We start from the raw sequence: 23041 nt of genomic DNA, 5'->3' as shown, positions 1-23041 counted from the left end.
GAGGGTGGGCGTGCGGGCGTTCCCGCGTAGCCGCGGGTGCTGCCGCACTGTTCGGCGCGTTCAGCAGTCGATGGTGGCGCCGGTTCCCATGACGCGGGAGAAGCACGCGCACATCGCCCGGCGGGGCATCGCGGCCGACAGTGCGGCGGCAGCGTAGCGCTCGGAAATGCCGGCAAGAAGGTGCGGCCTCGGCACTGACACCGTTCTCGAACTGTCACCGGCCTCCGGCCGGGCGGCCGGTCAGTTCTCCTGGAGCACGGAGAGGACGTTCCCGGCGGGGTCGGTGAACCACGCGATCGCGGCAGGGCCGCCGTTGCCGACCCGGACGATGCCCTTCGTGTCGTGATCGAATCCCGAGTAGCGCTCCATGGTCACGCCGCGCCGTTCCAGCTCGTCGACGGCGGCCTCGATGTCGTCCACGGGGAAGTTGAGGATCGTGAACGTGGCAGGGGTGTGCGTCTCCTTGGGGTAGACGAAGACCCGCGCGCCGCTGCCGAGCTTGATCGTCAGCATCCGCATGTCCCCCTCCCCGGCCTCCTCCACCTGGAGACCGAGCGTCTCACCATAGAACCGGCGGGCTTCGCCGAGGTCGTCGACCGCGAAGCCGCTGAAAGCCTGGGACTGTCCGAACATGCCGTGTGTCTCCTTCGTGCGTGAGCCGTCCTGACACTTCAGGGCACACCACGGGCGCCCCAGCCGTGCGCACGCCACGCAGACAGCGTCCGGATGGTCGCCCCCCTTCACCCCCGAAACCTCCAGCCGCCACGGCAAGGGCGCCCTGCCATCCCATGTGGCGCCGGATACACGAAGTTAACTCCCGGGACGCGGGCGTGAGACCCGTCCACCCCACCATCGCAATACCTGTCACTCGACAGGTAACCCCTGATCGATCGGAGGTGCCGCGATGGGCCGGCCTGAACTCGCCCCTGAGCAGGGCCCCTACGGTGGCGTCACGAGCAGTCCCGCTTCCGTCGGCTACCAGCAGGAACTTCGCCGGGGGGTGGGCAGCTTCGCGTCGTTCGCCGCGGGCTTCTCCTTCGTGTCGATCCTCACCACCGTCTTCCAGCTGTTCGGCCTCGGCTTCGGCCTCGGTGGGGCGGCGTTCTTCTGGACCTGGCCGCTGGTCTTCGCGGGCCAGCTGCTGGTCGCTCTCTGTTTCGCCGAACTGGCGGCACGCTGGCCCATCTCCGGGGCGATCTACCAGTGGTCGAGCCGGCTGGCGGGCACCACGGCGGGCTGGTTCGTCGGCTGGATCATGATCATCGGTCAGATCCTCACCGTCGCGGCGGCCGCGATCGCGGCGCAGGCGGTGCTGCCGGGCATCTGGTCCGGCTTCCAGATCGTCGGCGGGTCGGGCGCCGATCCGTCGGTCGGCTCCCCGACCGGCGCGCAGAACGCCGTCCTCCTGGGCTGCCTCCTGCTGGTGATCACCACTGTGGTGAACATCCTCGGCATCCGCCAGATGGCCGCCGCCACCAGCATCGGCGTGGCGGTCGAGATCGTCGGCGTGATCGCACTGGTGCTGGTGCTCTTCTTCCTGCCCGAGCGGGGCCCGGAGGCGGTGGCCCACACCACCGGCTGGGCCGGAGACGGCGGCTACTTCGGGGCCTTCCTCGCGTCCTCGCTGATGGCGGCGTACGTCATGGTCGGCTTCGACTCGGCGGGCGAACTGGCGGAGGAGACACACAGCCCGCGCCGGACCACTCCCCGGACGATCCTGCGGGCACTGGTCCTCTCGGGCGTCGGCGGTGCGCTGCTGATCCTCTCGGGACTGATGGCGGCGAGCAGCCTGACCGACGGGAACCTCGCCACCGGCGGTCTCTCCTGGGTGCTCACCGACCGGCTCGGAGACGTCCTGGGCCGGCTGCTGCTGTGCTGTGTCGCGGTGGCGGTGTTCGCCTGCACCCTCGCCGTGCAGACCTCCGGCGCGCGGATGATCTACTCCATGGCCCGCGAGGGCGCCCTGCCGTTCCACCGGTACCTCGGCAAGGTGTCGGCCCGTACCGGTACGCCGATCACCACGTCGGTCGTGGTGGGCGTGGGTGCCGCGATCGCGCTCGTGGTCAACCTCCGCCAGTCGGCGATCTTCACCGCCCTCGCCAGCCTCTGCATCGCCATGCTGTACTTGGCCTATCTGGGCGTGACGCTGCCGCAGTTGGTCGCCCGGATCCGGCACCGGGGGCTCCCCGCGGGCGTCGACGAGACGGGCCGGCCGCTGTTCTCGCTGGGGCGCTGGGGCCTGGCGGTCAACACGCTCGCCGTGCTCTACCAGGCCGGCATGACGGTCAATCTGATCTGGCCCCGTCCGGAGATCTACGACCTGACCGACGGCACGTGGTGGCTGCGGTGGAGCGCCCTGCTCTTCATCGGGCTCAGCCTCGCCGTCGGCGCCGCCTACTTCCTCGCCCGCCGGCTGCACCGCCGCATCGAGTTGAGGCACGTACCCCACACGCACGTCGAGCCGCCCGCCCAGGAGCCCGCAGCCGTCGCCGAGCCCGCCTGAGCCACTCGGCGGCCCTGCGGCGGCGGCCCAGCCGACGCGACCGGACGCACCGACGACGTAACCACGAAGGGATGACGGGACATCCATGACCACAGCCGAAGAGCCGACGGCCACCGCACCGCACGACCAGGACCCCACCGGGCAGCCGTCCGGAGACGTCACCGCCCAGGACGTCACCGGGCGGCCCTCCGCCGGAGTCCGTGATCTGCACCTGACCGACAGTGTCCGAAGTGCCCAGGACGACGCCCGGGCCCAGGGTGGGCAGGCGAGCGAGTGGATGCCGTACCTTCCGGCGTCCAGCAGCCCGCACTGCCCGCCGGGCGTGGACCCGGCCGCCCTGGTGTGGGCGGAGACGGTGGCACCCGGCGGCTACACCCACAAGCTCCTCGCCCGCGGCACCCGGCTGCGCTTCGACGACCCGACCGGTGACGCCTGTGCGCACCTACTGCTCTTCAACGCCGTGGAACCGGTCGAGCGGCTCAACGTCGCCGACACCCAGAAGATCCCGTGGCAGGCCTACCTGGGCGAGAACCACCCGCTGCTGTCCGGCGACGGCCGGATCCTCGCCGTGATCACCGGTGACTCCTCCGGCCGGCACGACGCCTTCTGCGGCACCACCACCGACGCCTGGAACGAACGCAAGTACGGTGACGCCCGCCCCCACGGGCCGTCCCCGTCCGGCCGCGGACTCTTCCTCAAGGCGGCCGCCAAGCACGGCCTGAGCCGGCGCGACCTGCCGCCCAGCCTCTCCTTCTTCCAGGGCGTACGCGTCGAGACGGACGGCGCCCTCGCCTGGCGGGGCAGCGCCGGTCCCGGCACGCATGTCGAACTCCTCGCGGAAATGCCCCTGTTGGTGCTGGTCGCCAACGTCGCGCATCCGCTGGACCCACGCCCTGGCTACGTCGTCGGCCCGCTGCGCGTGCACGCCTGGCGGTCCGCCGCCACCGGCCCGGACGATCCGCGGTTCACCGCCACGCCCGAGCTGCACCGGGCGTACCTCAACACCGTCGACTACTGCGAAGCCCGGGGGTTGTGACATGGCGACCACGCAGACCGAGAGCACGTCGACCACTCACCCGACCACCTCGGGCGGCACCCTCGCCTCCACCGTCCCGGTCGGCGCGGTGTACGCCGAGAGCTCCCCCCTGGACTGGGGAGCGACCCTGGTCGAGGGCGCCGTCGTCCGTGACGAGAAGGTGGCCCCCAACGCGCCCTGGTCGGCGGTGGTGAAGGAGGGACAGGTCCTGACCATCGTCGACGTCGGCGGCAACCAGTCGGCCGACTGCCTGCTCTACAACGCCGACGACCCCGAGGAGCGCTACAGCGTCCCCGACACCCTGGCCTGGCAGGGCAACGCCTATGTGCGCACGGGCACCGTGCTGCGCAGCAACGAGGGCCGCCCGCTGATGACCGTCGTCGCCAACGAGATCGACCGGCAGGACACCATCGGCGGCGCCTGCGGCAAGGAGTCCAACACCCTGCGCTACGGCCACCACGTGATGTTCCACCACGGGTGCCGCGAGAACTTCCTCGCCGAGGCAGGGCGGCGCGGCCTGGGGGTGCGGGACATCGTCTCCAACCTCAACTGGTTCATGAACGTGCCCGTCGAGGCGGACGGCGCGCTGGGCATCGTGGACGGCATGTCGGCGCCCGGCCGCCGGGTAGCGGTGCGCGCCGAGACGGACGTTCTGGTGATGGTGTCCAACTGCCCGCAGATGAACAACCCGTGCAACGACTTCAACCCGACCCCGCTGCGGATGATCGTCGTGGACCCGCAGGGCGCCGAGAGCCCGGCGAGCCCCGTCGCGGAAACCCCCGGGTCCGCGACCACCCCGGAGGGCGCCGCGTGAGTCGCCCCACCGCTGTCCTCGTCGCCAACCGCGGTGAGATAGCCCGCCGTGTCATCCGTACCGCCAGGAAGATGGACCTGGGCACCGTCGCCGTCTTCTCGGACGCCGACCGGGCCGCCCCGCACGTCCGCGAGGCCGACCACGCCGTCCACCTGGGTCCGGCGCCCGCGCGCGAGTCGTATCTGCGCGGCGACGCGATCATCGAGGCGGCGCTCACCCATGGCGCCGGAATCATTCACCCGGGCTACGGCTTCCTCTCCGAGAACGCCGCCTTCGCTCGCGCCGTCGAGGAGGCCGGCCTGCGTTTCGCGGGCCCGACCGCCGACCAGATCACCGCCTTCGGCGAGAAGCACTCCGCCCGCGCCCTCGCCAAGGCGGCCGGAGTTCCGCTGCTGGCCGGGACGGAGTTGCTCGGGAGCGCCGAGGAGGCCGTCGCCGCGGCCGAGTCGATCGGGCTGCCCGTGATGGTCAAGGCCACCGGCGGTGGCGGCGGCATCGGCATGCGGGCCTGCGCCACCACCGACGAGGTGCGCGAGGCCTTCGCCGCCGTGGCGGCGCTCGCCGCGTCCAACTTCGGGTCGGCCGGGGTGTTCCTGGAGCGCCTGGTGCGCCCGGCCCGCCATGTCGAGGTGCAGGTCTTCGGCGACGGCACCGGCCGGATCGCCGTGTTCGGCGACCGCGACTGCTCGCTGCAGCGCCGCAACCAGAAGGTGATCGAGGAGGCCCCGGCCCCGGCCCTGCCCGGCCATGTCCGCGAGTTGCTGCGGGACTCGTCGCACCGGCTCCTCGCCTCGATCGGCTACCGCGGCGCGGGGACCGTGGAGTTCGTCTACGACCCGGTGCGTGAGGAGGCCGCCTTCCTGGAGGTCAACACCCGGCTCCAGGTCGAGCACCCGGTGACCGAGGAGGCGTACGGCGTCGACCTCGTCGCACTCATGCTCACCCTGGCCCGCGACGGCGGGGTCGACGACGTGGTGTTCGAGCGGGAGTGGACGCCCACCGGACATGCCGTGGAGGCCCGTGTCTACGCCGAGGATCCCGGCAAGGACTCGGCGCCCTCCCCGGGCCTGATCACCCGGGCGGCCTTCCCCGGCCAGGGCGCCGACGAGATGCCCGGCGTCCGCGTCGACGGCTACGCCGAGACCGGCCTGGAGGTGTCGCCGTACTACGACCCCATGCTCGCCAAGGTGATCGCCAAGGGCCCCGACCGCGACACCGCGTTCGACGTGCTCGGCCGGGCCCTGGCCGCCAGCCGGGTCGACGGCGTCGTCACCAACCTCGGCCTGCTGCGCTCGCTGACCGTGCGGGACGAGGTGCGCGGGGCCGTGCACAGCACCAGCACCCTCGCCACCACCGCCGACCCCGAGCCGCGCATCGACGTCCTGGTGCCGGGAGCGATGACCACCGTCCAGGACCTTCCCGGCCGGCTCGGCCACTGGCATGTCGGCGTGCCACCGAGCGGGCCCATCGATCCCGTCTCCTTCGCCGAGGCCAACCTGGCCGTCGGCAACCCGGCCGATGCGCCCGCGCTCGAGGTCACCGCGGGCGGGCTGACCCTGCGCTTCTCGGCCGCCTGCGTGGTCGCCGTCACCGGCGCCCCCGTCCCGGTCACCGTGGACGGCACCGCGGCGGCCCTGTGGGAGCCGGTGCCGGTCCCGGCCGGCGGCACCCTGGTCCTCGGCGCCTGCCACGGCCCCGGCCTGCGCAGCTACGTGGCCGTCCGGGGCGGCCTCGACGTACCCGCATACCTGGGCAGCGCCTCGACCTTCACCCTCGGCGGCTTCGGCGGGCACGGCGGGCGTGCCCTGCTCGCCGGAGACGTCCTGCGGCCCGGGGCCGCCGCGACCGCCGGGGGTGGCCCGACGCCGCCCGAGCGCCGGCCCGCGATCCCCTCCCACTGGCGGATCGGTGTCACCGAAGGCCCGCACGCGGCGCCCGAGTTCTTCACCCGCGAGGACATCGACACCCTCTACGCCACCGACTACCGGGTGCACCACAACTCGGCCCGCACCGGCATCCGCCTGATCGGGCCCAGACCCCAGTGGGCCCGCCAAGACGGTGGCGAAGCCGGGTTGCACCCCTCCAACATCCACGACACGCCGTACGCGGTGGGCGCCCTCGACTTCACCGGCGACACGCCGATCATCCTGGGCCCCGACGGGCCGTCCCTCGGCGGGTTCGTCTGCCCCGCGGTGGTCGCCAGCGGCGAACTGTGGAAGCTCGGTCAGCTCCGCCCCGGCGACACCGTCCGCTTCGTACCGGTCAGGGAAGCCGAGGCCGCCGCCCTGGACGCCCGCCGTGCCTCACCCGCGCTGATCAGCGCGGGCGGAGACGGTGACGACGGCATACTCGGCCGCCTGGAGGCCACCGACGACCGCCCCAGCGTCACCTACCGCCGGGCCGGCGACGACAACGTCCTCGTCGAATACGGCCCCATGGTGCTCGATCTCGGCCTGCGGATGCGCGTGCACGCCCTGCAGGAGGCGCTCGCCGCGCACGCGCCCGACGGCATCGTCGACGTCACCCCGGGCATCCGCTCACTGCAGATCCACACCGACGCCCGCCGGCTGAAGGCCGGCGACCTCACCGTCCTGCTGCGCGAGCTGGAGGACGAAGTCGCGCCCACGAACGAGCTGGTGGTCCCCTCCCGCACGGTGCGGCTGCCACTGAGCTGGGACGATCCTGCGACCCGGCTCGCCATCGAGCGGTACATGGCGGGGGTGCGCGACGACGCCCCGTGGTGCCCGTGGAACATCGAGTTCATCCGCCGCGTCAACGGCCTGGAGACCGCCGACGACGTCTACCGCACCGTCTTCGACGCCTCCTACCTGGTGCTCGGCCTCGGCGACGTCTACCTCGGCGCCCCCGTCGCCACCCCGCTCGACCCGCGGCACCGCCTGGTGACCACCAAGTACAACCCGGCACGCACCTGGACCGCGGAGAACTCCGTGGGCATCGGCGGGGCCTATCTGTGCATCTACGGCATGGAGGGGCCCGGCGGCTACCAGTTCGTCGGCCGCACGGTGCAGATCTGGAACCGGTTCCGCAAGGGGGGACTGTTCGAGGACTCGCCGTGGGCGCTGCGCTTCTTCGACCGCATCGAGTGGTACCCCGTCACCGCGGAGGAACTGCTCGAACTGCGCGCCGAGACCGACGCCGGCCGCGGCGCCTTCCCGACCGAGGAGGGGGTTTTCTCGATCGCCGAGTACAACGCCTTCCTGTCCGCCGAGGCCGACTCGATCGCCGCGTTCCGGAAGCGGCAGAGCGCCGCGTTCGAGGCGGAGAAGGAGCGCTGGCGGGCCGCCGGCGAGTTCGACCGGGAGGACGACCCCGGAGCCGCGGCCGCGAGTGCCGTCGCGGTCACCGTCCCGGACGGCGCGGTCCCGGTCACCGCGCCGTTCACCGCCACCGTCTGGCAGACCGTCGCCGAGCCGGGCGCCGTCGTCGCCGAGGGTGACCCGATCCTCTCCCTGGAGGCGATGAAGATGGAGTCGAAGGTGAGCGCCCCCGCCGCCGGCACACTGCTGGAGATCTACGTGAAGCCCGGCGAACAGGTCGCCCCCGGCCAGGTCCTCGCGGCGGTGAGGGCATGAGTGCCGTGACACCGGCCGCACGCGTCGAGGCCGCCTACGACCGCATCGAGAGCGCCGGCCGGCCCGAGATCTGGATCCACCTCAGGCCCCGCGACGAGGTGCTCGCCGAGGCGGCCGGGATCGACCCGGCGCTGCCGCTGGCCGGCCTGGTGGCGGCCGTCAAGGACAACATCGACGTGGCCGGCCTGCCCACGACCGCGGGCGCCCCCTCGTACGCCTACCGGCCGGGGGCCGACGCGCCCGCGGTGGCGCGGCTGCGCGCGGCCGGCGCCGTGGTGCTCGGGAAGACCAACCTGGACCAGTTCGCCACCGGCCTGGTCGGCACCCGCAGCCCCTACGGCGCGGTCCGCAACGCCTGGGACACGGCCCGCATCTCCGGCGGGTCGTCCTCAGGCTCCGCAGTCGCGGTCGCTCTGGGCATCGCCGACCTCGCGCTCGGCACCGACACGGCCGGCTCCGGACGGGTGCCCGCCGCCCTCAACGGCATCGTCGGGGTCAAGCCCACCAAGGGTCTGGTGCCCGTGACCGGGGTGGTCCCGGCCTGCCACACCCTCGACTGCGTGACCGTCTTCGCCCGCGACCTGCGGCTCGCCCGCCTCGCCGCGGAGATCGCCGAGGGCCCCGACCCGGCCGACCCGCTTTCCCGCACCGGCCCCCAACTCCCGCCGCCACCCGCGCGCCCCAAGGTCGCCGTCCCGGCCCAAGAGCACCTGGAAGGTATGGCCGAAGGCTGGCGCGAGGCCTTCGGCGCCGCGGTCGCCCGCCTGGCGAGCACCGGGACGGAGATCGTCGAGGCCGACATCACCCCACTGCTTCAGGCCGCAGAACTGCTGTACGGCGGCGCGTTCGTCGCCGCGCGGTACGCCGCCGTGGGCGAGCACCTGGAGAAGCACCACGACCTGATCGGTACGGACCTCGACCCCACCGTCGCCTCCATCGTGCTGGCCGGCCGGGAGAAGACCGCCGCCGACTGGGTCGCGGACACCGCCCGGCTCGCCGCTCTCGGCGCCGCCGGACGCGCGGCCCTCGACGGCTGCGCCGCGCTCCTGACCCCGACCACCACCTGGCATCCCACCCTCGACGAGGTGGCGGCCGATCCGGTCGGCGCCAATGCCCGGATGGGGCGCTTCACCAACTTCGCCAACCTGCTGGACCACGCCTCGCTCGCCGTTCCCGCCGGGTTCGTGGACGGCCTGCCGTTCGGCGTGATGTTCACCGGCCCGGCGTTCTCCGACCGCGCCCTGGCCGCCCTGGCCGAGCGGCTCGCCACCCCAGGGGTCGATCTGTTCGTGGTGGGCGCCCACCTCACGGGGCAGCCGCTCAACTCGCAGTTGGTGCAGGCCGGCGGCACGCTGGTGGGCCCGGCGCGCACCGCCGGCGGCTATCGGCTGTACGCCCTGGCCACCGAACCGCCCAAGCCGGGCCTGGTCCGGGTGCCCGAGGGCGGTCCGGGCGCCGGCACCGGGCCGGGCCGGGGCCCCGTGGGCGGCGGGGCGGCAAGCGGTATCGAGGGCGAGATCTGGCGGCTGCCGGCTTCGGGGTTCGGGACGTTCACCGCCGCCGTTCCCGCGCCGATGACCATCGGCACCGTCGAGCTGGCCGACGGGCAGCAGGTCTGCGGCTTCCTCGTGGAGCCGTACGCCGTCGAGGGCGCGCCCGACATCACCCGCTTCGGCGGCTGGCGGGCCTACGCCGCGTCCGCGTGACCGTAGGGCGAGAGGGCCCTGGTGCCGAGCACGGCAGAGGTCCGCCACCAGGGTGGCAGGATGGGGCCATGTCGATCACGCGTCCCCGCCAGGGCAGGCCCCGGCACACGCCGCCGTCCGACCCTGGCACCTCGGCCCGGGAACAGATCCTCGACGCCGCCGGGGCGCTCTTCGTCGAACGCGGGATCGCCAGTACCAGCACCCGGATGATCGCCGAGCGGGTGGGCATCAGACAGGCCTCGCTCTACTACCACTTCGCCACCAAGGAGGAGATCCTCGCCGAGCTGCTGGCCACCTCCGTGCGGCCCAGTCTGCAGATGGTGGAGCGGATCCAGGCACTGGTGCCCGAGCCGGCGACTCCGGCCGCGGCGCTCTACGCGGTGGCCGCGATGGACGTACGCACCCTCAGCCGCACTCCGTACAACATCGGCAGCCTCTATCTGCTCCCGGAGGTACGGACCGAGCGGTTCGACGCCTTCCGCGCCGAGCGGGGCCGGCTGCAGGAGAGTTACGGCGCGCTCGGCGCCCTGGCGGCAGCCGAGGGTGTCGCCCGCACCCTGCCCGCCGAGCGGCTCGGCGAACTGCTGATCCAGTTGGTGGAGGTCGTCATCCAGATACGGCGTTCCCGTGAGCCGGAAGCGGCCGACACGGAGGGCATCGCGTCGTCGTGCCTGCGGCTGTGCGGGCTCGGCGAGTCGGAGGTGGCCGCCGCCAGGGATGAGTCACAGGTCCTGCTGAGCCGCCTGGAATGACCGGCGGCGCACCGGGCGCACCAGCACGGTGAGACTCGCGCAGGAAGTGATGCTGAAGCGGCTGCTCAGCTGAGCCGCCACGGGGCCCGCGGTCCACGTCTGCGCCGAGCTGGATGTACAGCTACGGGCGTCTCCGGGCCGCGCGTACTGCATGGCCGTCGACGTCGGTCGACGCCCGCGCGCCGCCCCGCCGTCGGCATGCGGTCCACGTTCAACCGTGCGCGACGCCGACCGCCTTGTCGGAGTGCCGCGCGTTCTGCGTGCTGATCCGGGACGCGTCCATCTGTGTCCGGGTGGCCCCCGTCGCAGCGGCGGCTCGCAGGTCTCCCTGATTACTTCCGCCCGCCCTACAACCCTCGGTGTCCCCCGTGAGTCTCCCTAGAGCCTCCCCCCGCTTCATTTCGCAAATGCCATCCGGCATTTGGCACACTCGGAGCGTTCATAGTGATAACCGGCATCAACGGCGTACGTATCCGCAGAGCCGCAGCTGTCGCCACAGGCGGCGCGCTGCTCGCGGGCGGCGCCCTGACCGCGCCCGCGCAAGCGGCGACCGCGCCCTCGGTCAGCGCCAAAGGCGCGTTCATGCTCAACAGCGCGACGGGCTCCACGCTCTACAGCAAGTACGCCGACACCAAGCGGCCCATGGCGAGCACTACCAAGATCATGACGGCTCGCGTCGTGCTGAGCACCGCCGACCTGAACCTCGACCGGAAGGTCACCATCAAGCAGGCTTACCGGGACTACGTCACTGCCAAGGGTGCGAGCACCGCGGATCTCAAGACCGGTGACAAGGTCACCATCCGCCAGTTGCTCCATGCGATGCTGCTGCCGTCCGGCTGCGACGCCGCGATGGCCCTCGCGGACACGTTCGGCACCGGTACGACCATCTCGGCGCGGACCAAGTCGTTCATCAGCAAGATGAACGCCAAGGCGGACACCCTCGGCCTGACCAACACGCACTTCGACTCGTTCGACGGCAACTCGACGCAGAACACGAACTACACGACGCCGCGCGACCTCGCCAAGCTCGCGCGCAGCGCGATGAAGTACTCGACGTTCGCGGGCATCGTGAAGAAGCCCAAGACGGTCCAGTACGCGACGACCAGCACCGGCGGCACCCGCACGTACACCTGGTACAACACCAACCAGCTGCTGGGCTCGTACAGCGGCGCGATCGGGGTGAAGACGGGTACCAACACGCCGTCCGGCCCGTGCCTCGTCTTCGCCGCGACCCGCAACGAGAAGACGGTCATCGGCGTGCTCCTCAACGACCAGTACCGCTACACGGACGCCGCCAAGTTGCTGGACTACGCCTTCGGCACCAGCTCGGCGAGCACCATGCGGCTGCGCACCCTGCCGACGGGCGCACAGAGAGACTGACCTGGGCTGACGCGCACTCGAACGAACGCGCGGCAGTGTTCACCGTGGGGGCCGGCCCCCACGGTGAACGAGGCCGGCCGGTCGCCGGTCTGCTGAGTGTCTACTTCTCCCAGATCCTGCGGTAAGCCTCGCGGCAGCCCTCCGAGTCCCAGGACAGTGCGCCGCCGCTGGTTGCGGCGGTGGTGACGTGGACGGGGGCGATGTATCCGCTGGCCGGCTTGCCGGCGAAGGAACGGTTGAACTCGGTCGCCATGGGCTTCGGCCGCATCACCATCGACCCGACGCTCAAGCTCCCCGTCAACGCCTTCGACGGGCAGGTCGAGCACGACCTCGACGAGGTGCGGTGGGCACTGGACATCGCCGAGCACGATCCGCTGATCGTCTTCGACGCACGGAAGACGGGCTCGGTCCGCGACGCGCTGCTGGTCGTACTGGAAGTCGCCCTGGCCCGGGCCGAAGCGGCCGTGGCGCCCTGAACGTGAACGCCCCCAGTCGCCCGAGCCGGAGGCGTACGGCTCGCTGTGTGCGCCGCCTCGTACGCCGGAGCCGGCCCGAGCGATGAGGTGGGCGATGCCAGGGCCCCGCGTGAGCCCTGTCTCACCTGGGCAGCGCCACTTGGCTATGCAACGAGTTGCATATGAGGATCGAGGCATGGCGCTCGAGCACGCGATCCTCGTCTCCCTGCTGGAGAAGCCGGGCTCCGGTTATGAGCTGGCCCGGCGGTTCGAGCGGTCCATCGGACACTTCTGGACCGCCACGCACCAGCAGATCTACCGCGTTCTCAAGCGCATGGAGAGCGAGGGACTGCTCGCCGTCCGTGAGCTGTCGCAGCAGAGCCGACCGGACAAGAAGGAGTACTCCGTCGTCGGCCCCGGCCGCGCCGCCCTCTCTCAGTGGCTGCACGAATCGATCCAACCCGAGAGCATGCGGCACGAGCTCGCCGTGAAGATCCGCGGTGCGGCCTTCGACGACCCGTCTGTGCTGATCCGTGAGGTCGAACGGCACCGCCAGGTGCACATCGACCGGCTCGCGCACTATCTGGCCGGGGAGCTGCGCGATTTCACCGGCCCGGCGGCTCCCGCCCCGCTCGACGCCGGTCAGGAACTGCAGCATGTCGTGCTGCGCGGCGGCATCGCGTACGAGCGGATGACGATCGCCTGGCTCGACGACGTACTCGCCACCCTCCGCCGGCTCGGCACGGCACCCCCGCACGCCTGACCTGGCGGCCACCGCCGCCCGCACCCCGCGACTTTCAGACCTGCACCCTCCACCCTCAACCCTCGGAAGGCGGCCCCCCCATGGCGGACCCTCTCCTCTTCAACCCCCGTACCTACGACCCGGCGCAGTTCGACCCCGAGACCCGCAGGTTGCTGCGTGCCACCGTCGACTGGTTCGAGGACCGCGGCAAGCGCAGGCTCATCGAGGACTACCGCTCCCGCGCCTGGCTGGCGGACTTCCTCGCGTTCGCAGCCAAGGAGGGGCTGTTCGCCACCTTCCTCACCCCGGCGTCCGCCGCCGGACACAAGGACCAGCGCTGGGACACGGCCCGGATCGCCGCCCTCAACGAGATCCTCGGGTTCTACGGTCTCGACTACTGGTACGCATGGCAGGTCACCATCCTCGGCCTCGGACCGGTCTGGCAGAGCGACAACGCCGTGGCGCGTACCCGCGCGGCGGAACTCCTCGCCCAGGGTGAGGTGTTCGCCTTCGGTCTCTCCGAGAAGACCCATGGCGCCGACATCTACTCCACCGACATGCTGCTGACGCCGGACGGCAACGGCGGCTTCAGGGCGACGGGTTCCAAGTACTACATCGGCAACGGCAATGCCGCCGGGCTCGTCTCGGTCTTCGGCCGACGCGCCGACATCGAGGGCCCGGACGGCTACGTCTTCTTCGCCGTCGACAGTCGCCACCCGGCCTATCACCTTGTCAAGAACGTCGTGGACTCCTCGAAGTACGTCAGCGAGTTCCGCCTCGAGGACTACCCGGTGGGCCCGGACGACGTCCTACACACGGGCCGCGCCGCCTTCGACGCCGCCCTCAACACCGTCAACGTCGGCAAGTTCAACCTCTGCACCGCCTCGATCGGCATCTGCGAGCACGCGATGTACGAGGCGGTGACCCACGCGCAGCATCGCATCCTGTACGGCCGCCCCGTCACCGCCTTCCCGCACGTGCGCCGCGAGCTGGCCGACGCGTACGTCCGCCTGGTCGGCATGAAGCTGTTCAGCGACCGCGCCGTCGACTACTTCCGCTCCGCCTCGCCGGACGACCGCCGTTACCTGCTCTTCAACCCGATGACGAAGATGAAGGTGACCACGGAGGGCGAGAAGGTCATCGACCTGATGTGGGACGTGATCGCCGCCAAGGGCTTCGAGAAGGACACCTATTTCGCCCAGGCCGCCGTCGAGATCCGGGGGCTGCCCAAGCTCGAGGGCACGGTCCACGTCAACCTCGCGCTGATCCTCAAGTTCATGCGCAACCACCTCCTGCGTCCGGCCGAGTTCGCGGCCGTACCGACCCGCCTTGACGCGGCCGACGACACGTTCCTCTTCGAGCAGGGACCGGCCCGTGGCCTCGGCTCCGTACGCTTCCACGACTGGCGCCCGGCCTACGACGCATACGCCGGCGTGCCGAACGTCGCCCGCTTCCGGGAGCAGGCCGACGCCCTGTGCGAGTTCGTCGCCACCGCGGCCCCCGACGAGGAGCAGAGCCGTGACCTCGATCTTCTTCTCGCCGTCGGCCAGCTTTTCGCGCTGGTGGTGCACGGCCAGCTGATCCTGGAGCAGGCCCGCCTGACGGACCTGGACGAGGATGTGCTCGACGAGCTGTTCTCCGTCCTCGTCCGCGACTTCTCGGCCTTCGCCGTCGAACTGCACGGCAAGGACTCCGCCACTGCGGATCAGCAGCGCTGGGCGCTCGGTGCCGTCCGGCGTCCCGTCGTCGACGAAGCGCGTTCGGGGCGCGTCTGGGAGCGTGTGGAGGCGCTGTCCGGGGCGTACGAGATGGCGCCGTGACAGTCCGCCCAGAGGGTTCGTCGACATGTGACGGTCAGGGCCCCCGGGAGCAGTGACGCTCGCACCGTGGCCTTCTGCGCGCCCTGCCGCGCGGAGGGCCACACGTCAGCACCTGATCGCCGACGCCTTTATGTCAGGGTTTCGGGTCGGCTGCCTCTTCGTCCGGCGGCGTGTCCGCGTCGGCCGGTGCCGGGACGGGCTGCCGGCTGACCTCGGGCAGGGCCTGTTCGGCCCAGATCACCTTGCCCTGCGGGGTGTACCGGGTGCCCCAGCGCTCAGCCATCTGCGACACCAGGAACAGGCCCCGGCCTCCCTCGTCCGTCGTCGCGGCGTACCGCAGATGCGGTGAGGTGCTGCTGCCGTCGGCCACCTCGCAGATCAGCGTGCGGTCGCGGATCAGCCGCACGTGGATCGGCCCGGCGCTGTAGCGGATGGCGTTGGTGATGAGCTCGCTCAGGATCAGCTCCATGGTGAAGCCGAACTCTGACAGGCCCCATGCTTCGAGCCGTCGGGACACGGCGTCGCGCATACCCGAGACGGCGGCCGGGTCCGCTGGTACGTCCCAGTCGGCGATGCGGTCGCGGGGCAGTACCCGAGTGCGGGCGACGAGCAGGGCGACGTCGTCCTTGGGACGATCGGGGAGCAGGCTGTCCAGCACGTCCTGGCAGGTCTCCTCGGGCGGCCGGCCGGAGTGCCCCGTCAGCGTGTCGCGCAGAATGTCCATTCCCACGTCCACGTCGCGTCTGCGGTCCTCGATGAGTCCGTCGGTGTACAGGACGAGCTGGGTCCCCTCCGCGAGGCACAGCTCCGCGGTCCGGAACGGCATGCCGCCGAGGCCCAGGGGCGGACCGGCCGGCACGTCCGGGAAGGTGACGGTTCCGTCGGGCTGGACCAGCGCGGGCGCCAGATGCCCCGCACGCGCCATGACGTAGTGGCGCGTCACGGGGTCGTAGATCCCGTACAGGCAGGTGGCGCCCACGACGCCCGCCGCGCTCTCTGCCGTCTCGTTCTGGTCGATGCGCCCGACCAGGTCGTCCAGATGGCTCAGCAGCTCGTCGGGTGGCAGATCGAGGGCGGAGAAGTTGTGCACCGCGGTGCGCAGCCGTCCCATCGTGGCGGCGGCGTGCAGGCCGTGGCCGACCACATCGCCGACGGCCAGTGCCACCCGGCTCCCCGGCAGGGGAATCACGTCGAACCAGTCTCCGCCCACGCCCGACTGGGCGGGGAGGTAGCGGTAGGCGATGTCGAGGGCGTTCTGCTCCGGCATGGCCTGGGGCAGCAGGCTGCGCTGGAGGGTGACGGCCAGAGCGTGCTCGCGGGTGTAACGGCGGGCATTGTCGATGCTTATCGCGGCACGGGCCACCAGCTCCTCCGCCAGCGACAGATCCTCTTCGTCGAAGGGCTCATGCGGGTGCGCGCGCCAGAAATTGGCCATGCCCAGCACGACGCCACGGGCCTGGATGGGGGCGCTGATGAGGGAGTGGATGCCGTGGTCGATGATCGCCTTGGCGCGCTCGGGGTCCTGCACGCGCCAGCCCGTGGCGGTCGGCAGATCGCTCACCAACTGGGAGCGGCCGCTGCCGTAGCCGCGCGCCTGGGGCGTGGAGGGAAGGTAGTCGAAAAGCCGGCCCTGTTCGGAGAGCGGATGGTCGTCCTGAATGCCGCACACGGCCGCGCGTCGCATGTCCGTCGCCGTGAGGGCCGGCTCCTCGCCGTGCAGGACGGCGTCGGCCAGGTCCACGGTGACGAAGTCCGCGAAGCGAGGGATCGGGACCTGCGCCAACTCGTCGGCGGTGCGCAGCACGTCCAGGGTGGTACCGATGCGGAGTCCGGCGTCGTACAGCAGCCTGAGCCGCTCGCGTGCCACCTCCGCCCTGCCGGTCACCGCCTGCAGCTCGGTGGAGTCGCGCAGTGTCACCACCGTTCCCTCGGGGCCTCCCCCGAAGCCCGTGGGCCGCTGGTTGATGGCGAGCAGCCGCTCGCCCGCGAGGTGCACCTCGTCGGTGGCCTCGCGTCCGGAGGCGAGCAGCGCCTTCGTCTCGGGATCGAGGCCCGGCAGCTCCGAGACGCGCTGCCCCTCGACGTCGGGGGGCAGCTCCAGCAGGCGTCTGGCCTCGTCGTTCGCCAGCATCAGCTGCCCGTCGGCGGCCACGATCAGTACCCCTTCGCGAACGGAGTGGAGCACCGTGTCGTGGTGCTCGTACATCAGGGTCATCTCGTCCGGAGCCAGGCTGTGTGTCTGGCGTCGCAGCCGCTTGCCCACCAGCGCCGTCACACCGATGGACAGCGCGAGCGCCACGGCCCCGGCGCCCAGGATGATCGGCAGTTGCCGGGCCAACTGACTTTCGACGTTCTCGACCTTCATCCCGGCCGAGACCAGGGCCACCACCTGGCGGTCGGTGTTCTCGATCGGCACCGTGGCCTGCACCTCGCGACCGAGCGGGCCGTCGACGCTCTCCACGTAGACCTTCCCCGCAAGCGGCGGCCCGATCTCGCCCACGAACCGCTTTCCGATTCGGTCCGGCAGGGGGTGCGTGTACCGGATGCCCTCGGTGTCCATGACCACGATGAAGTCGACGCCGGCGGCCCGTCGTGCCGCCTCGGTGAGCGGCTGGAGAATCTTGCTCGGATCCGGGGTCTGCAATGCCGCCAGGACGCCTGGTGAGTGCGCGTAGGTCTGTGCCACGGCCGTGGAGCGTCGCCTGGCCTCGGCACTGGAGTCCCGCTCCGACTGCAGGATGAGAGCGAAGACGCCGCAGGTCACGAGCAGCACTACCAGAGCCACCTGGAAAACCAGCACCTGCCCGGCCACGCTCCGCGTGCCCTTGCTGAGGAGGCGCTTGACTGATGGGTGTCGAAAACGGGCGAAAGGATTCGCCATGCGACCTTTTTAACATCGGTGATCCCACGTGACCAGGGCTGGGCCGATCCGCGCCCGGCTGACCTCGGGCTGCCCGGGCGGCATGCGCTGCATGGCCTCGGCTCCTCCGGGCGTGGCCGTCCGGCGCGCGCTTCCCGTGTACGGCGCGTGATCCTTCCGTGCTCGATGTCTAATTAGGCCGATATGATGCACTTTGTGATCATGTCTGCACGGTTGTGGCGCCGTCGCCCCGCCTACAGCGGTCGATGGGAAGCCGCCCGGCTGTCACCCCTCATCCTGACCGCCCTCATCGCCGGCCTGGCGTTCTCCACGCCCAGGGAGATCGCCTTCAGCCGCCTCCTGCCCGCCGCGCCCGCCCTTGCCGCCGCGATGTGGCCCGTGCTCCCCACGATCCTGTTGGGGGCGCTCTGCCTGCTGCTCATGATCGTCCTCAGCTTCTTCCACACCGATCTGGGGACGCAGTACACGGCGGCCGCGATCGTCGCGGTCACCCTGGCGGCCGCATACGGGAGTCATGTCCGACTTCAGCGTGAGGAAATGCTCTTCCAGATCCGGCTCGTCGCCGACGCAGCCCAGAAGGTGCTGCTGCGCCCGCTGCCACGCCGCATCGAGGGCGTCGAGATCGAGTCGCTGTACCTGGCGGCCCAGGAGCAGGCCCGGATCGGCGGCGACTTCTATGAGGCGATCGGTACACCGCACGGGGTCCGGCTGCTCATCGGCGACGTACGGGGAAAGGGCCTGTCCGCAGTGGGGGCGGCCTCGGCGGTGATCGGTTGCTTCAGAGAAGCCGCTTACGACGAGCCCGACCTGCAGGGCATCATCCACCGCCTCGAGACCGCCGTCACGCGCCACAGCACTGCGTTTCCGGCCCCGGACCAGCCCGAGCACTTCGCCACTGCTCTCCTCGCCGAGATCCCGCACGACGGCGGCTGCGTACGACTTCTCAACTGCGGGCATCCCCCGCCGCTGATCGCGCATCAGGGGAAGGTCCGGATCCTGGTCCCGACCATCGCCTCCCCGCCCCTCAACCTCGCAGGGCTCATCGGTGACCGTTACTGGGTCGACGTCGTCGCCTTCGCCCCGGGGGACCAGCTGCTGCTCTACACGGACGGCGTATCGGAGGCCCGGGACCACGCGGGCGAGTTCTTCCCGCTGCCGGACTGGATGCGGCGGCAGGGCCTGGAACAGCCCCGCGAGCTGCTCGACCAACTGCACCGGGCTCTGCTGCAGCACAGCGGCGGAAGACTCGACGACGACATCGCGGCCCTCGCGCTGAGGTCCTCCGACGCGCGGGACCGGGGAACCGTCGGCATCGAGGGCTGAGCCCTTCGTGTCCGCATGCCGGAAAACTGCTGGCGAAGGACGTGACCTGCGAGGCGACGGCCGACTCGAACGCGGAGGCACGGAAGAACCAGAAGCGGGACGTGCTCCCCGGCTCTCCGCTCCCGGAGCGCGCCCCGGACCGTTTCTGAGCCCGGTCGCACGGCCCATGGCCGCATGACCCATGGCCGCATGACCCATGGCCGCACGACCCATTGAAGGCGGGGCGGGACTTTCTGGCGGGGTCCCGCCCCTCGTGCGACGGTCCGGTCTGTGTGAGTCCGCCTCCCCACCCGGAGAGGTGACGTCACCACCGAGGCCGACGGCCCTGGGTGAATCGATGCCTCTGTCTGCGGCTCGTCGCGCACGGAGGGCACGAGCGGAGCGTGCGCCGGGAGGGGCGCCTCTACCGTCCGATGAGCCGCTGTTCGAGGTCGCGCAGGTCCTTGCGGAGGGAGGAGCGGACCTGGCGGGCCACGAGCGGCGCGGCCAGCCGGTAGAAGCCGCCTTCGCCGCCGCGGACGCGAATGCGGGCGCGTGTGCCCCGTGCGTCCGGCTCGAAGGCGTACGTCACGTGCATGGGCATCGGGCCGGCCACGGAGATCATGTCCAGCAGGTGGGGCGGTTCGTACGCGGCCACCCGCAGGACGTAGTCGATGCGCCGGCCGAGGAAGAAGGCCGTCCGGGTGATCTCGGCGTCCACGCCGAAGCCACCCGCATCCGCCTCCCGGGTCAGCTCCGCGGTGCGGATGCCCTGGGTCCACTCGGCGTCATGGCGCCAGTCCATGGCGTACTCGGCCACCCGTTCGGGCGGGAGCGGGATCACGCGCTCCACGGACACGTCGATCGTCATCGCGCTGCCGCCTTGTCCTTGGCCTGCCGGGTCCGGGGCCCGCCGCTGTCTCCAGGATCCTCGGTGGCGGAGGTGGGCGCCCGACGGGCAGGCCGGACGCGGTTCGATCGAGGGCAGCGTCCGGAGCCCCACCGTCGTGCGTACGCGTACTCAGTCGTGCCCGCGCGGCCGCCGGTTCCTGCGGTCGGCCGCCGTGGGAGGGTCCCTTCATGTCCGCCTCAACACCCGTCCGCCAAGGGCCGCTTGCCGCTGTCGCCCTGGTTCTCGTCGCCGCCCTCTCCGCATGCGATGACCTGCACGCCCCGGAGGTGACGGCCCGGGCCACCGCTCCCAGTGCGTCCTTCGGGGCCTCGCCGTACGTGGAGCCGGGGGCCGGTGACGGGGCACCGCACTACAACGAGAACAACGCGTACCGTCGATCGCGCGAGATGGCTCCCGCCCACGCGAAGGACGCCGAGCGGGAGGCCAGGCGCATCCGGCCGGTGCTCGAGCGGCTGTGGGAGCAACGGAAGTGGGACCCGGCGACGGTGCGGACGGCCCTGCTGCGGCTCGGCTACGAGGAGGAGCGCGTCACCAAGGACGGCAAGCGGCTCGGTGGGACGCTCACCGTCACCGGGATGTCCCCGCGCTGGAAGGACGACGGTTACGTGACGCCCGCAGGGGCACGGGTCGCGCTGCGCGTCCATGACGACGGGCCCGCTGCCCGTCGGCTCGGTGAAGTCCAGCCTGGGGCATCTGGAACCCGCCGTGGGCATGGCGGGCCTGCTCAAGGTCCTGCTCCGGCCGGGCACCGACGTGGCGGGCGTCGGCCGCTGCCGCTGGAGCCGCGCCCGCCGTCTGCTGTCCGCCCTGGTCATCGCCCATATCACCCGTCTCGTACCGGCCGACGCCGGTCCCGGAAGGCCGCGCGGACCTGCTGCGTGAACTGGCCGCTATGCCCCCCGACGAGGCCCGGGCCGCGATCACCGGGACCGTGACCCGGCTGCTCGCCGCCGTCCTGCACAGCGACCCCGAGGAGCTGGACCCCGCCCGGCCCGTGACCGACTTCGGCCTCGACTCGCTGCTGAGCACCGAGTTCCTGGTGCGCGCCGGCGAGCACTTCGACGTCCGCCTGGCGGCCACCGAATGATGGGAGGTGACCGCACGCTGACTACTTCGCACCACTGGTGCACGGCAGGCTGGAACTCCCCTGAGGGGTGTCCGCGCGGGCCGTCTCCCCGAGGGCGAGGAGACGGCCCGCGTCGCCTTCAGAGCACCTCGGCCCGCCCCGTGGTGTCGTCGAGGAACCCGCCCGACTGGTGCTGCCACAGCTTGGCGTAGGCGCCGTCGGTCGCGAGCAGTTCCTGGTGCGTGCCCTGCTCGACGATCCGTCCGCGGTCGAGGACGACGAGCTGGTCCATGGAGGCGACCGTGCTCAGCCGGTGCGCCACCACCAGCGCGGTCCGCCCGTCCATGAGCCGCCACAGCGCCTCCTGCACGAGGAGTTCGCTCTCCGAGTCCAGGGCGCTGGTCGCCTCGTCGAGCAGCAGGATCGGCGCGTCGCGCAGGATCGCACGGGCGAGAGCGACGCGCTGGCGCTGACCGCCGGACAGCTTGATGCCGCGCTCGCCCACCAGGGTGTCGAAGCCGTCCGGCAGCGCGTCGGCGAACTCCGTGACGTGGGCCGCCTCGGCCGCGCGGCGGATCTCGGCCTCGGTGGCGTCCGGCCGGGCGAACGCGATGTTGTCCCGCAGGGTGCGGTGGAACATCGCCGGGTCCTGCGGCACGTACGCGATCTGGCCGCGCAGGTCGGCCTGGCGCAGCCGGCTGATGTCCTGACCGCCCACGAGGATGCGGCCGCCGTCGATGTCCGTCATCCGCAACAACAGCCGTGTGAGGGAGGTCTTGCCGCCGCCGGACCGGCCGACCAGGCCGACCCTCGCCCCGCTCGGCACGTCCAGGTCGAGACCCTCGAAGAGCGGCCTGCCGCCCCGGTGGGCGAAGGTCACCTTCTCGAAGCGGATGCCGGCGGACCGGGGCCGCAGCGGCTCCGGCGACGGCGGATCGAGCACGGTGGGAGGCGTCAGGAGCAGCTCGGTGAACTGCGCGGCCTCCGTCATCGAACTCTCCAGGCGGCGGTAGATCTGGTTGAACTCGAACATGATCCGGGTCGCGTTGCTGTAGTAGGTGAAGGCGACCACGATCGCCTCCACACCGTTGCCGCTCCCGGCGAGCGTGACCGCGAGCAGCAGACCCATGGCGTTGGTCAGCACCGACATCGGCGCGACCAGCGTGTCGATGCGGAGGTTGCCGTAGTCCCACGACCGCAGCGTGAGCCGGCGCGACGTGGCGACCCGGGAGCGGTGCTCGGCGGCCTCGCGCTCCTCCGCGGCGAACGCCCGCACCGTGTCCATGTTCATCAGGCTGTCGGCGACGTGGCCCGACACCCGGGCGATCGCCTCCTCACGCAGGTCGACCAGCGCCTGGCGGCGCCGGATCAGAGGCACGACCAGCGCCCCGGTCAGCGCGATCATCACCAGCAGTCCGACCACGAGGAGGGGTTCGTAGCGCCACAGCACCACGGCCCCGAACGCCAGCGGCACGAAGCTGCCCACGATCTGGAACGTCAGCGTGTCCACGAACTGCTCGAAACGCGAAGCGAAGCTCAGGACGCGCTTGGTCAGCGAACCGGCGAAGTTGTCGTGGAAGAACGCGGCGTCCTTGGCGAACAGCTCGTCCATCCCGATCACGTACAGATGCTCGATGCCGAGGGCGTCGAGGCGGTTGAGGCAGTGCAGAGCCACGCGCCACAGTGCCTCGGCGAACAGCAGGACCCCGACGAAGCCGAGGACGTACGGCAGTGCCGAGTCGACCGTGACGTCCCTGTCGTCGGCGATGCCGCCGACGAGCTTGGCGACGATCAGCGGCGCGACGTAGTTGATTCCGATGTTGCCCAGCGCCATGAGCAGCATGGCGGGTGCCGTCAGCCGGCGGAGCCGGGACAACTCCCGTCCGTAGTAACGAAGTGCGAGAAGTACCGAGCGTTTGCCCGGCTGAACCCTGCGCGATCCAGGCGTATCCATCCCACCCCTGTGTCGTTCTGTGGCCGCCCGCCACGCGCGCATGTGCGGGCAGGGGCCATCGCCGCAACGGATGTGTGGAGATTCGGGTCGAGTCCGGAAGTCTCCCGCGACGGCGACCGCGGCG

At 71.3% G+C, this 23041-nt stretch carries 16 protein-coding genes and 2 pseudogenes; 13 read left to right on the top strand and 5 right to left on the bottom strand.

What is annotated here, in order from left to right; translation table 11 throughout:
- Nucleotides 1–240: 240 nt before the first annotated feature.
- Complete coding sequence (locus tag AC07F0_RS20490; protein ID WP_478980708.1) at nt 241–633, bottom strand: VOC family protein; 393 nt, start codon at nt 631–633, stop codon at nt 241–243.
- A gap of 271 nt (nt 634–904) precedes the next feature.
- Here AC07F0_RS20490 and AC07F0_RS20485 point away from each other — a divergent pair, with 271 nt between their 5' ends.
- From AC07F0_RS20485 to AC07F0_RS20455, 7 genes are all read left to right on the top strand, one after another.
- The gene (locus AC07F0_RS20485; RefSeq protein WP_478980706.1) at nt 905–2503 is read left to right on the top strand and encodes an amino acid permease; all 1599 of its coding nucleotides are present in this window, start codon (nt 905–907) and stop codon (nt 2501–2503) included.
- Nucleotides 2504–2588: 85 nt separating this feature from the next.
- Entirely contained in the window at nt 2589–3539 is a 951-nt protein-coding gene (locus tag AC07F0_RS20480) for an urea amidolyase associated protein UAAP1 (protein ID WP_478980704.1), read from the top strand.
- 1 nt (nt 3540) lies between these two features.
- Nucleotides 3541–4353 carry an urea amidolyase associated protein UAAP2 gene (locus tag AC07F0_RS20475; RefSeq protein WP_478980702.1) on the top strand — a complete coding sequence of 271 codons (813 nt, stop codon included), beginning with the start codon at nt 3541–3543 and terminating at the stop codon, nt 4351–4353.
- Entirely contained in the window at nt 4350–7946 is a 3597-nt protein-coding gene (uca, locus tag AC07F0_RS20470; protein WP_478980701.1) for an urea carboxylase, read from the top strand. Before AC07F0_RS20475 ends, uca begins: the two co-directional genes overlap by 4 nt.
- Nucleotides 7943–9652 carry an allophanate hydrolase gene (locus AC07F0_RS20465; protein ID WP_478980699.1) on the top strand — a complete coding sequence of 570 codons (1710 nt, stop codon included), beginning with the start codon at nt 7943–7945 and terminating at the stop codon, nt 9650–9652. The genes uca and AC07F0_RS20465 overlap by 4 nt, the downstream gene beginning before the upstream one ends.
- Before the next feature lie 68 nt (nt 9653–9720).
- Entirely contained in the window at nt 9721–10404 is a 684-nt protein-coding gene (locus AC07F0_RS20460) for a TetR/AcrR family transcriptional regulator (RefSeq protein WP_478980697.1), read from the top strand.
- 444 nt (nt 10405–10848) lie between these two features.
- Entirely contained in the window at nt 10849–11784 is a 936-nt protein-coding gene (locus AC07F0_RS20455) for a D-alanyl-D-alanine carboxypeptidase family protein (RefSeq protein ID WP_478980695.1), read from the top strand.
- A gap of 100 nt (nt 11785–11884) precedes the next feature.
- On the opposite strand, the pseudogene AC07F0_RS20450 reads toward AC07F0_RS20455, so the two are convergent.
- Nucleotides 11885–12028: pseudogene (locus AC07F0_RS20450) on the bottom strand (substrate-binding domain-containing protein); the annotation flags it as partial.
- On the opposite strand from AC07F0_RS20450, the gene AC07F0_RS20445 reads away from it, so the two are divergent.
- The 3 genes from AC07F0_RS20445 to AC07F0_RS20435 all read left to right on the top strand — a co-directional run bounded on the left by AC07F0_RS20445 (nt 12021) and on the right by AC07F0_RS20435 (nt 14801).
- Nucleotides 12021–12260: a hypothetical protein gene (locus tag AC07F0_RS20445; protein ID WP_478980694.1), complete on the top strand. Its 240-nt coding sequence runs from the start codon at nt 12021–12023 to the stop codon at nt 12258–12260. The pseudogene AC07F0_RS20450 and the gene AC07F0_RS20445 sit on opposite strands and share 8 nt — an antisense overlap.
- 175 nt (nt 12261–12435) lie before the next feature.
- On the top strand, nt 12436–13002 hold the full coding sequence (locus tag AC07F0_RS20440; RefSeq protein ID WP_478980692.1) for a PadR family transcriptional regulator: 567 nt from the start codon (nt 12436–12438) through the stop codon (nt 13000–13002).
- 80 nt (nt 13003–13082) lie between these two features.
- Nucleotides 13083–14801: an acyl-CoA dehydrogenase family protein gene (locus AC07F0_RS20435; RefSeq protein ID WP_478980690.1), complete on the top strand. Its 1719-nt coding sequence runs from the start codon at nt 13083–13085 to the stop codon at nt 14799–14801.
- A gap of 133 nt (nt 14802–14934) precedes the next feature.
- Here AC07F0_RS20435 and AC07F0_RS20430 read toward each other — a convergent pair whose 3' ends face one another.
- Entirely contained in the window at nt 14935–17682 is a 2748-nt protein-coding gene (locus tag AC07F0_RS20430) for a SpoIIE family protein phosphatase (protein ID WP_478980688.1), read from the bottom strand.
- A 201-nt stretch (nt 17683–17883) separates the two neighbouring features.
- Between AC07F0_RS20430 and AC07F0_RS20425 the strand changes: the two genes are divergently transcribed.
- Nucleotides 17884–19005 (top strand): PP2C family protein-serine/threonine phosphatase, encoded by a 1122-nt coding sequence (locus tag AC07F0_RS20425; protein WP_478980686.1) that lies wholly within the window; start codon nt 17884–17886, stop codon nt 19003–19005.
- A gap of 403 nt (nt 19006–19408) precedes the next feature.
- Here the strand turns inward: AC07F0_RS20425 and AC07F0_RS20420 are convergent, their stop codons facing one another.
- Nucleotides 19409–19855, bottom strand: coding sequence for an SRPBCC family protein (locus tag AC07F0_RS20420; protein WP_478980684.1), 447 nt, complete (start codon nt 19853–19855; stop codon nt 19409–19411).
- A 693-nt stretch (nt 19856–20548) separates the two neighbouring features.
- Here AC07F0_RS20420 and AC07F0_RS20415 point away from each other — a divergent pair.
- Together AC07F0_RS20415 and AC07F0_RS20410 are read left to right on the top strand one after the other, a co-directional pair.
- Nucleotides 20549–20635, top strand: a pseudogene (locus AC07F0_RS20415) (hypothetical protein); the annotation flags it as partial.
- Between the two features lie 154 nt (nt 20636–20789).
- Complete coding sequence (locus AC07F0_RS20410) at nt 20790–20984, top strand: acyl carrier protein (RefSeq protein WP_478980682.1); 195 nt, start codon at nt 20790–20792, stop codon at nt 20982–20984.
- A gap of 118 nt (nt 20985–21102) precedes the next feature.
- On the opposite strand, the gene AC07F0_RS20405 is transcribed toward AC07F0_RS20410, so the two are convergent.
- Complete coding sequence (locus AC07F0_RS20405; RefSeq protein ID WP_478980680.1) at nt 21103–22917, bottom strand: ABC transporter ATP-binding protein; 1815 nt, start codon at nt 22915–22917, stop codon at nt 21103–21105.
- Nucleotides 22918–23041: the final 124 nt, after the last annotated feature.

The sequence above is a fragment of the Streptomyces sp. NPDC045955 genome, from assembly GCF_056430805.1.
This window is presented reverse-complemented; position numbering and strand designations above follow the sequence as displayed.

Excerpts from the sequence above, each read along its gene's own strand:
- AC07F0_RS20490 (WP_478980708.1), bottom strand. The coding sequence starts at position 633 with ATGTTCGGACAGTCCCAGGCTTTCAGCGGCTTCGCGGTCGACGACCTC.
- AC07F0_RS20485 (WP_478980706.1), top strand. The coding sequence starts at position 905 with ATGGGCCGGCCTGAACTCGCCCCTGAGCAGGGCCCCTACGGTGGCGTC.
- AC07F0_RS20480 (WP_478980704.1), top strand. The coding sequence starts at position 2,589 with ATGACCACAGCCGAAGAGCCGACGGCCACCGCACCGCACGACCAGGAC.
- AC07F0_RS20475 (WP_478980702.1), top strand. The coding sequence starts at position 3,541 with ATGGCGACCACGCAGACCGAGAGCACGTCGACCACTCACCCGACCACC.
- AC07F0_RS20465 (WP_478980699.1), top strand. The coding sequence starts at position 7,943 with ATGAGTGCCGTGACACCGGCCGCACGCGTCGAGGCCGCCTACGACCGC.
- AC07F0_RS20460 (WP_478980697.1), top strand. The coding sequence starts at position 9,721 with ATGTCGATCACGCGTCCCCGCCAGGGCAGGCCCCGGCACACGCCGCCG.
- AC07F0_RS20440 (WP_478980692.1), top strand. The coding sequence starts at position 12,436 with ATGGCGCTCGAGCACGCGATCCTCGTCTCCCTGCTGGAGAAGCCGGGC.
- AC07F0_RS20435 (WP_478980690.1), top strand. The coding sequence starts at position 13,083 with ATGGCGGACCCTCTCCTCTTCAACCCCCGTACCTACGACCCGGCGCAG.
- AC07F0_RS20430 (WP_478980688.1), bottom strand. The coding sequence starts at position 17,682 with ATGGCGAATCCTTTCGCCCGTTTTCGACACCCATCAGTCAAGCGCCTC.
- AC07F0_RS20425 (WP_478980686.1), top strand. The coding sequence starts at position 17,884 with ATGTCTGCACGGTTGTGGCGCCGTCGCCCCGCCTACAGCGGTCGATGG.
- AC07F0_RS20420 (WP_478980684.1), bottom strand. The coding sequence starts at position 19,855 with ATGACGATCGACGTGTCCGTGGAGCGCGTGATCCCGCTCCCGCCCGAA.
- AC07F0_RS20410 (WP_478980682.1), top strand. The coding sequence starts at position 20,790 with ATGCCCCCCGACGAGGCCCGGGCCGCGATCACCGGGACCGTGACCCGG.
- AC07F0_RS20405 (WP_478980680.1), bottom strand. The coding sequence starts at position 22,917 with ATGGATACGCCTGGATCGCGCAGGGTTCAGCCGGGCAAACGCTCGGTA.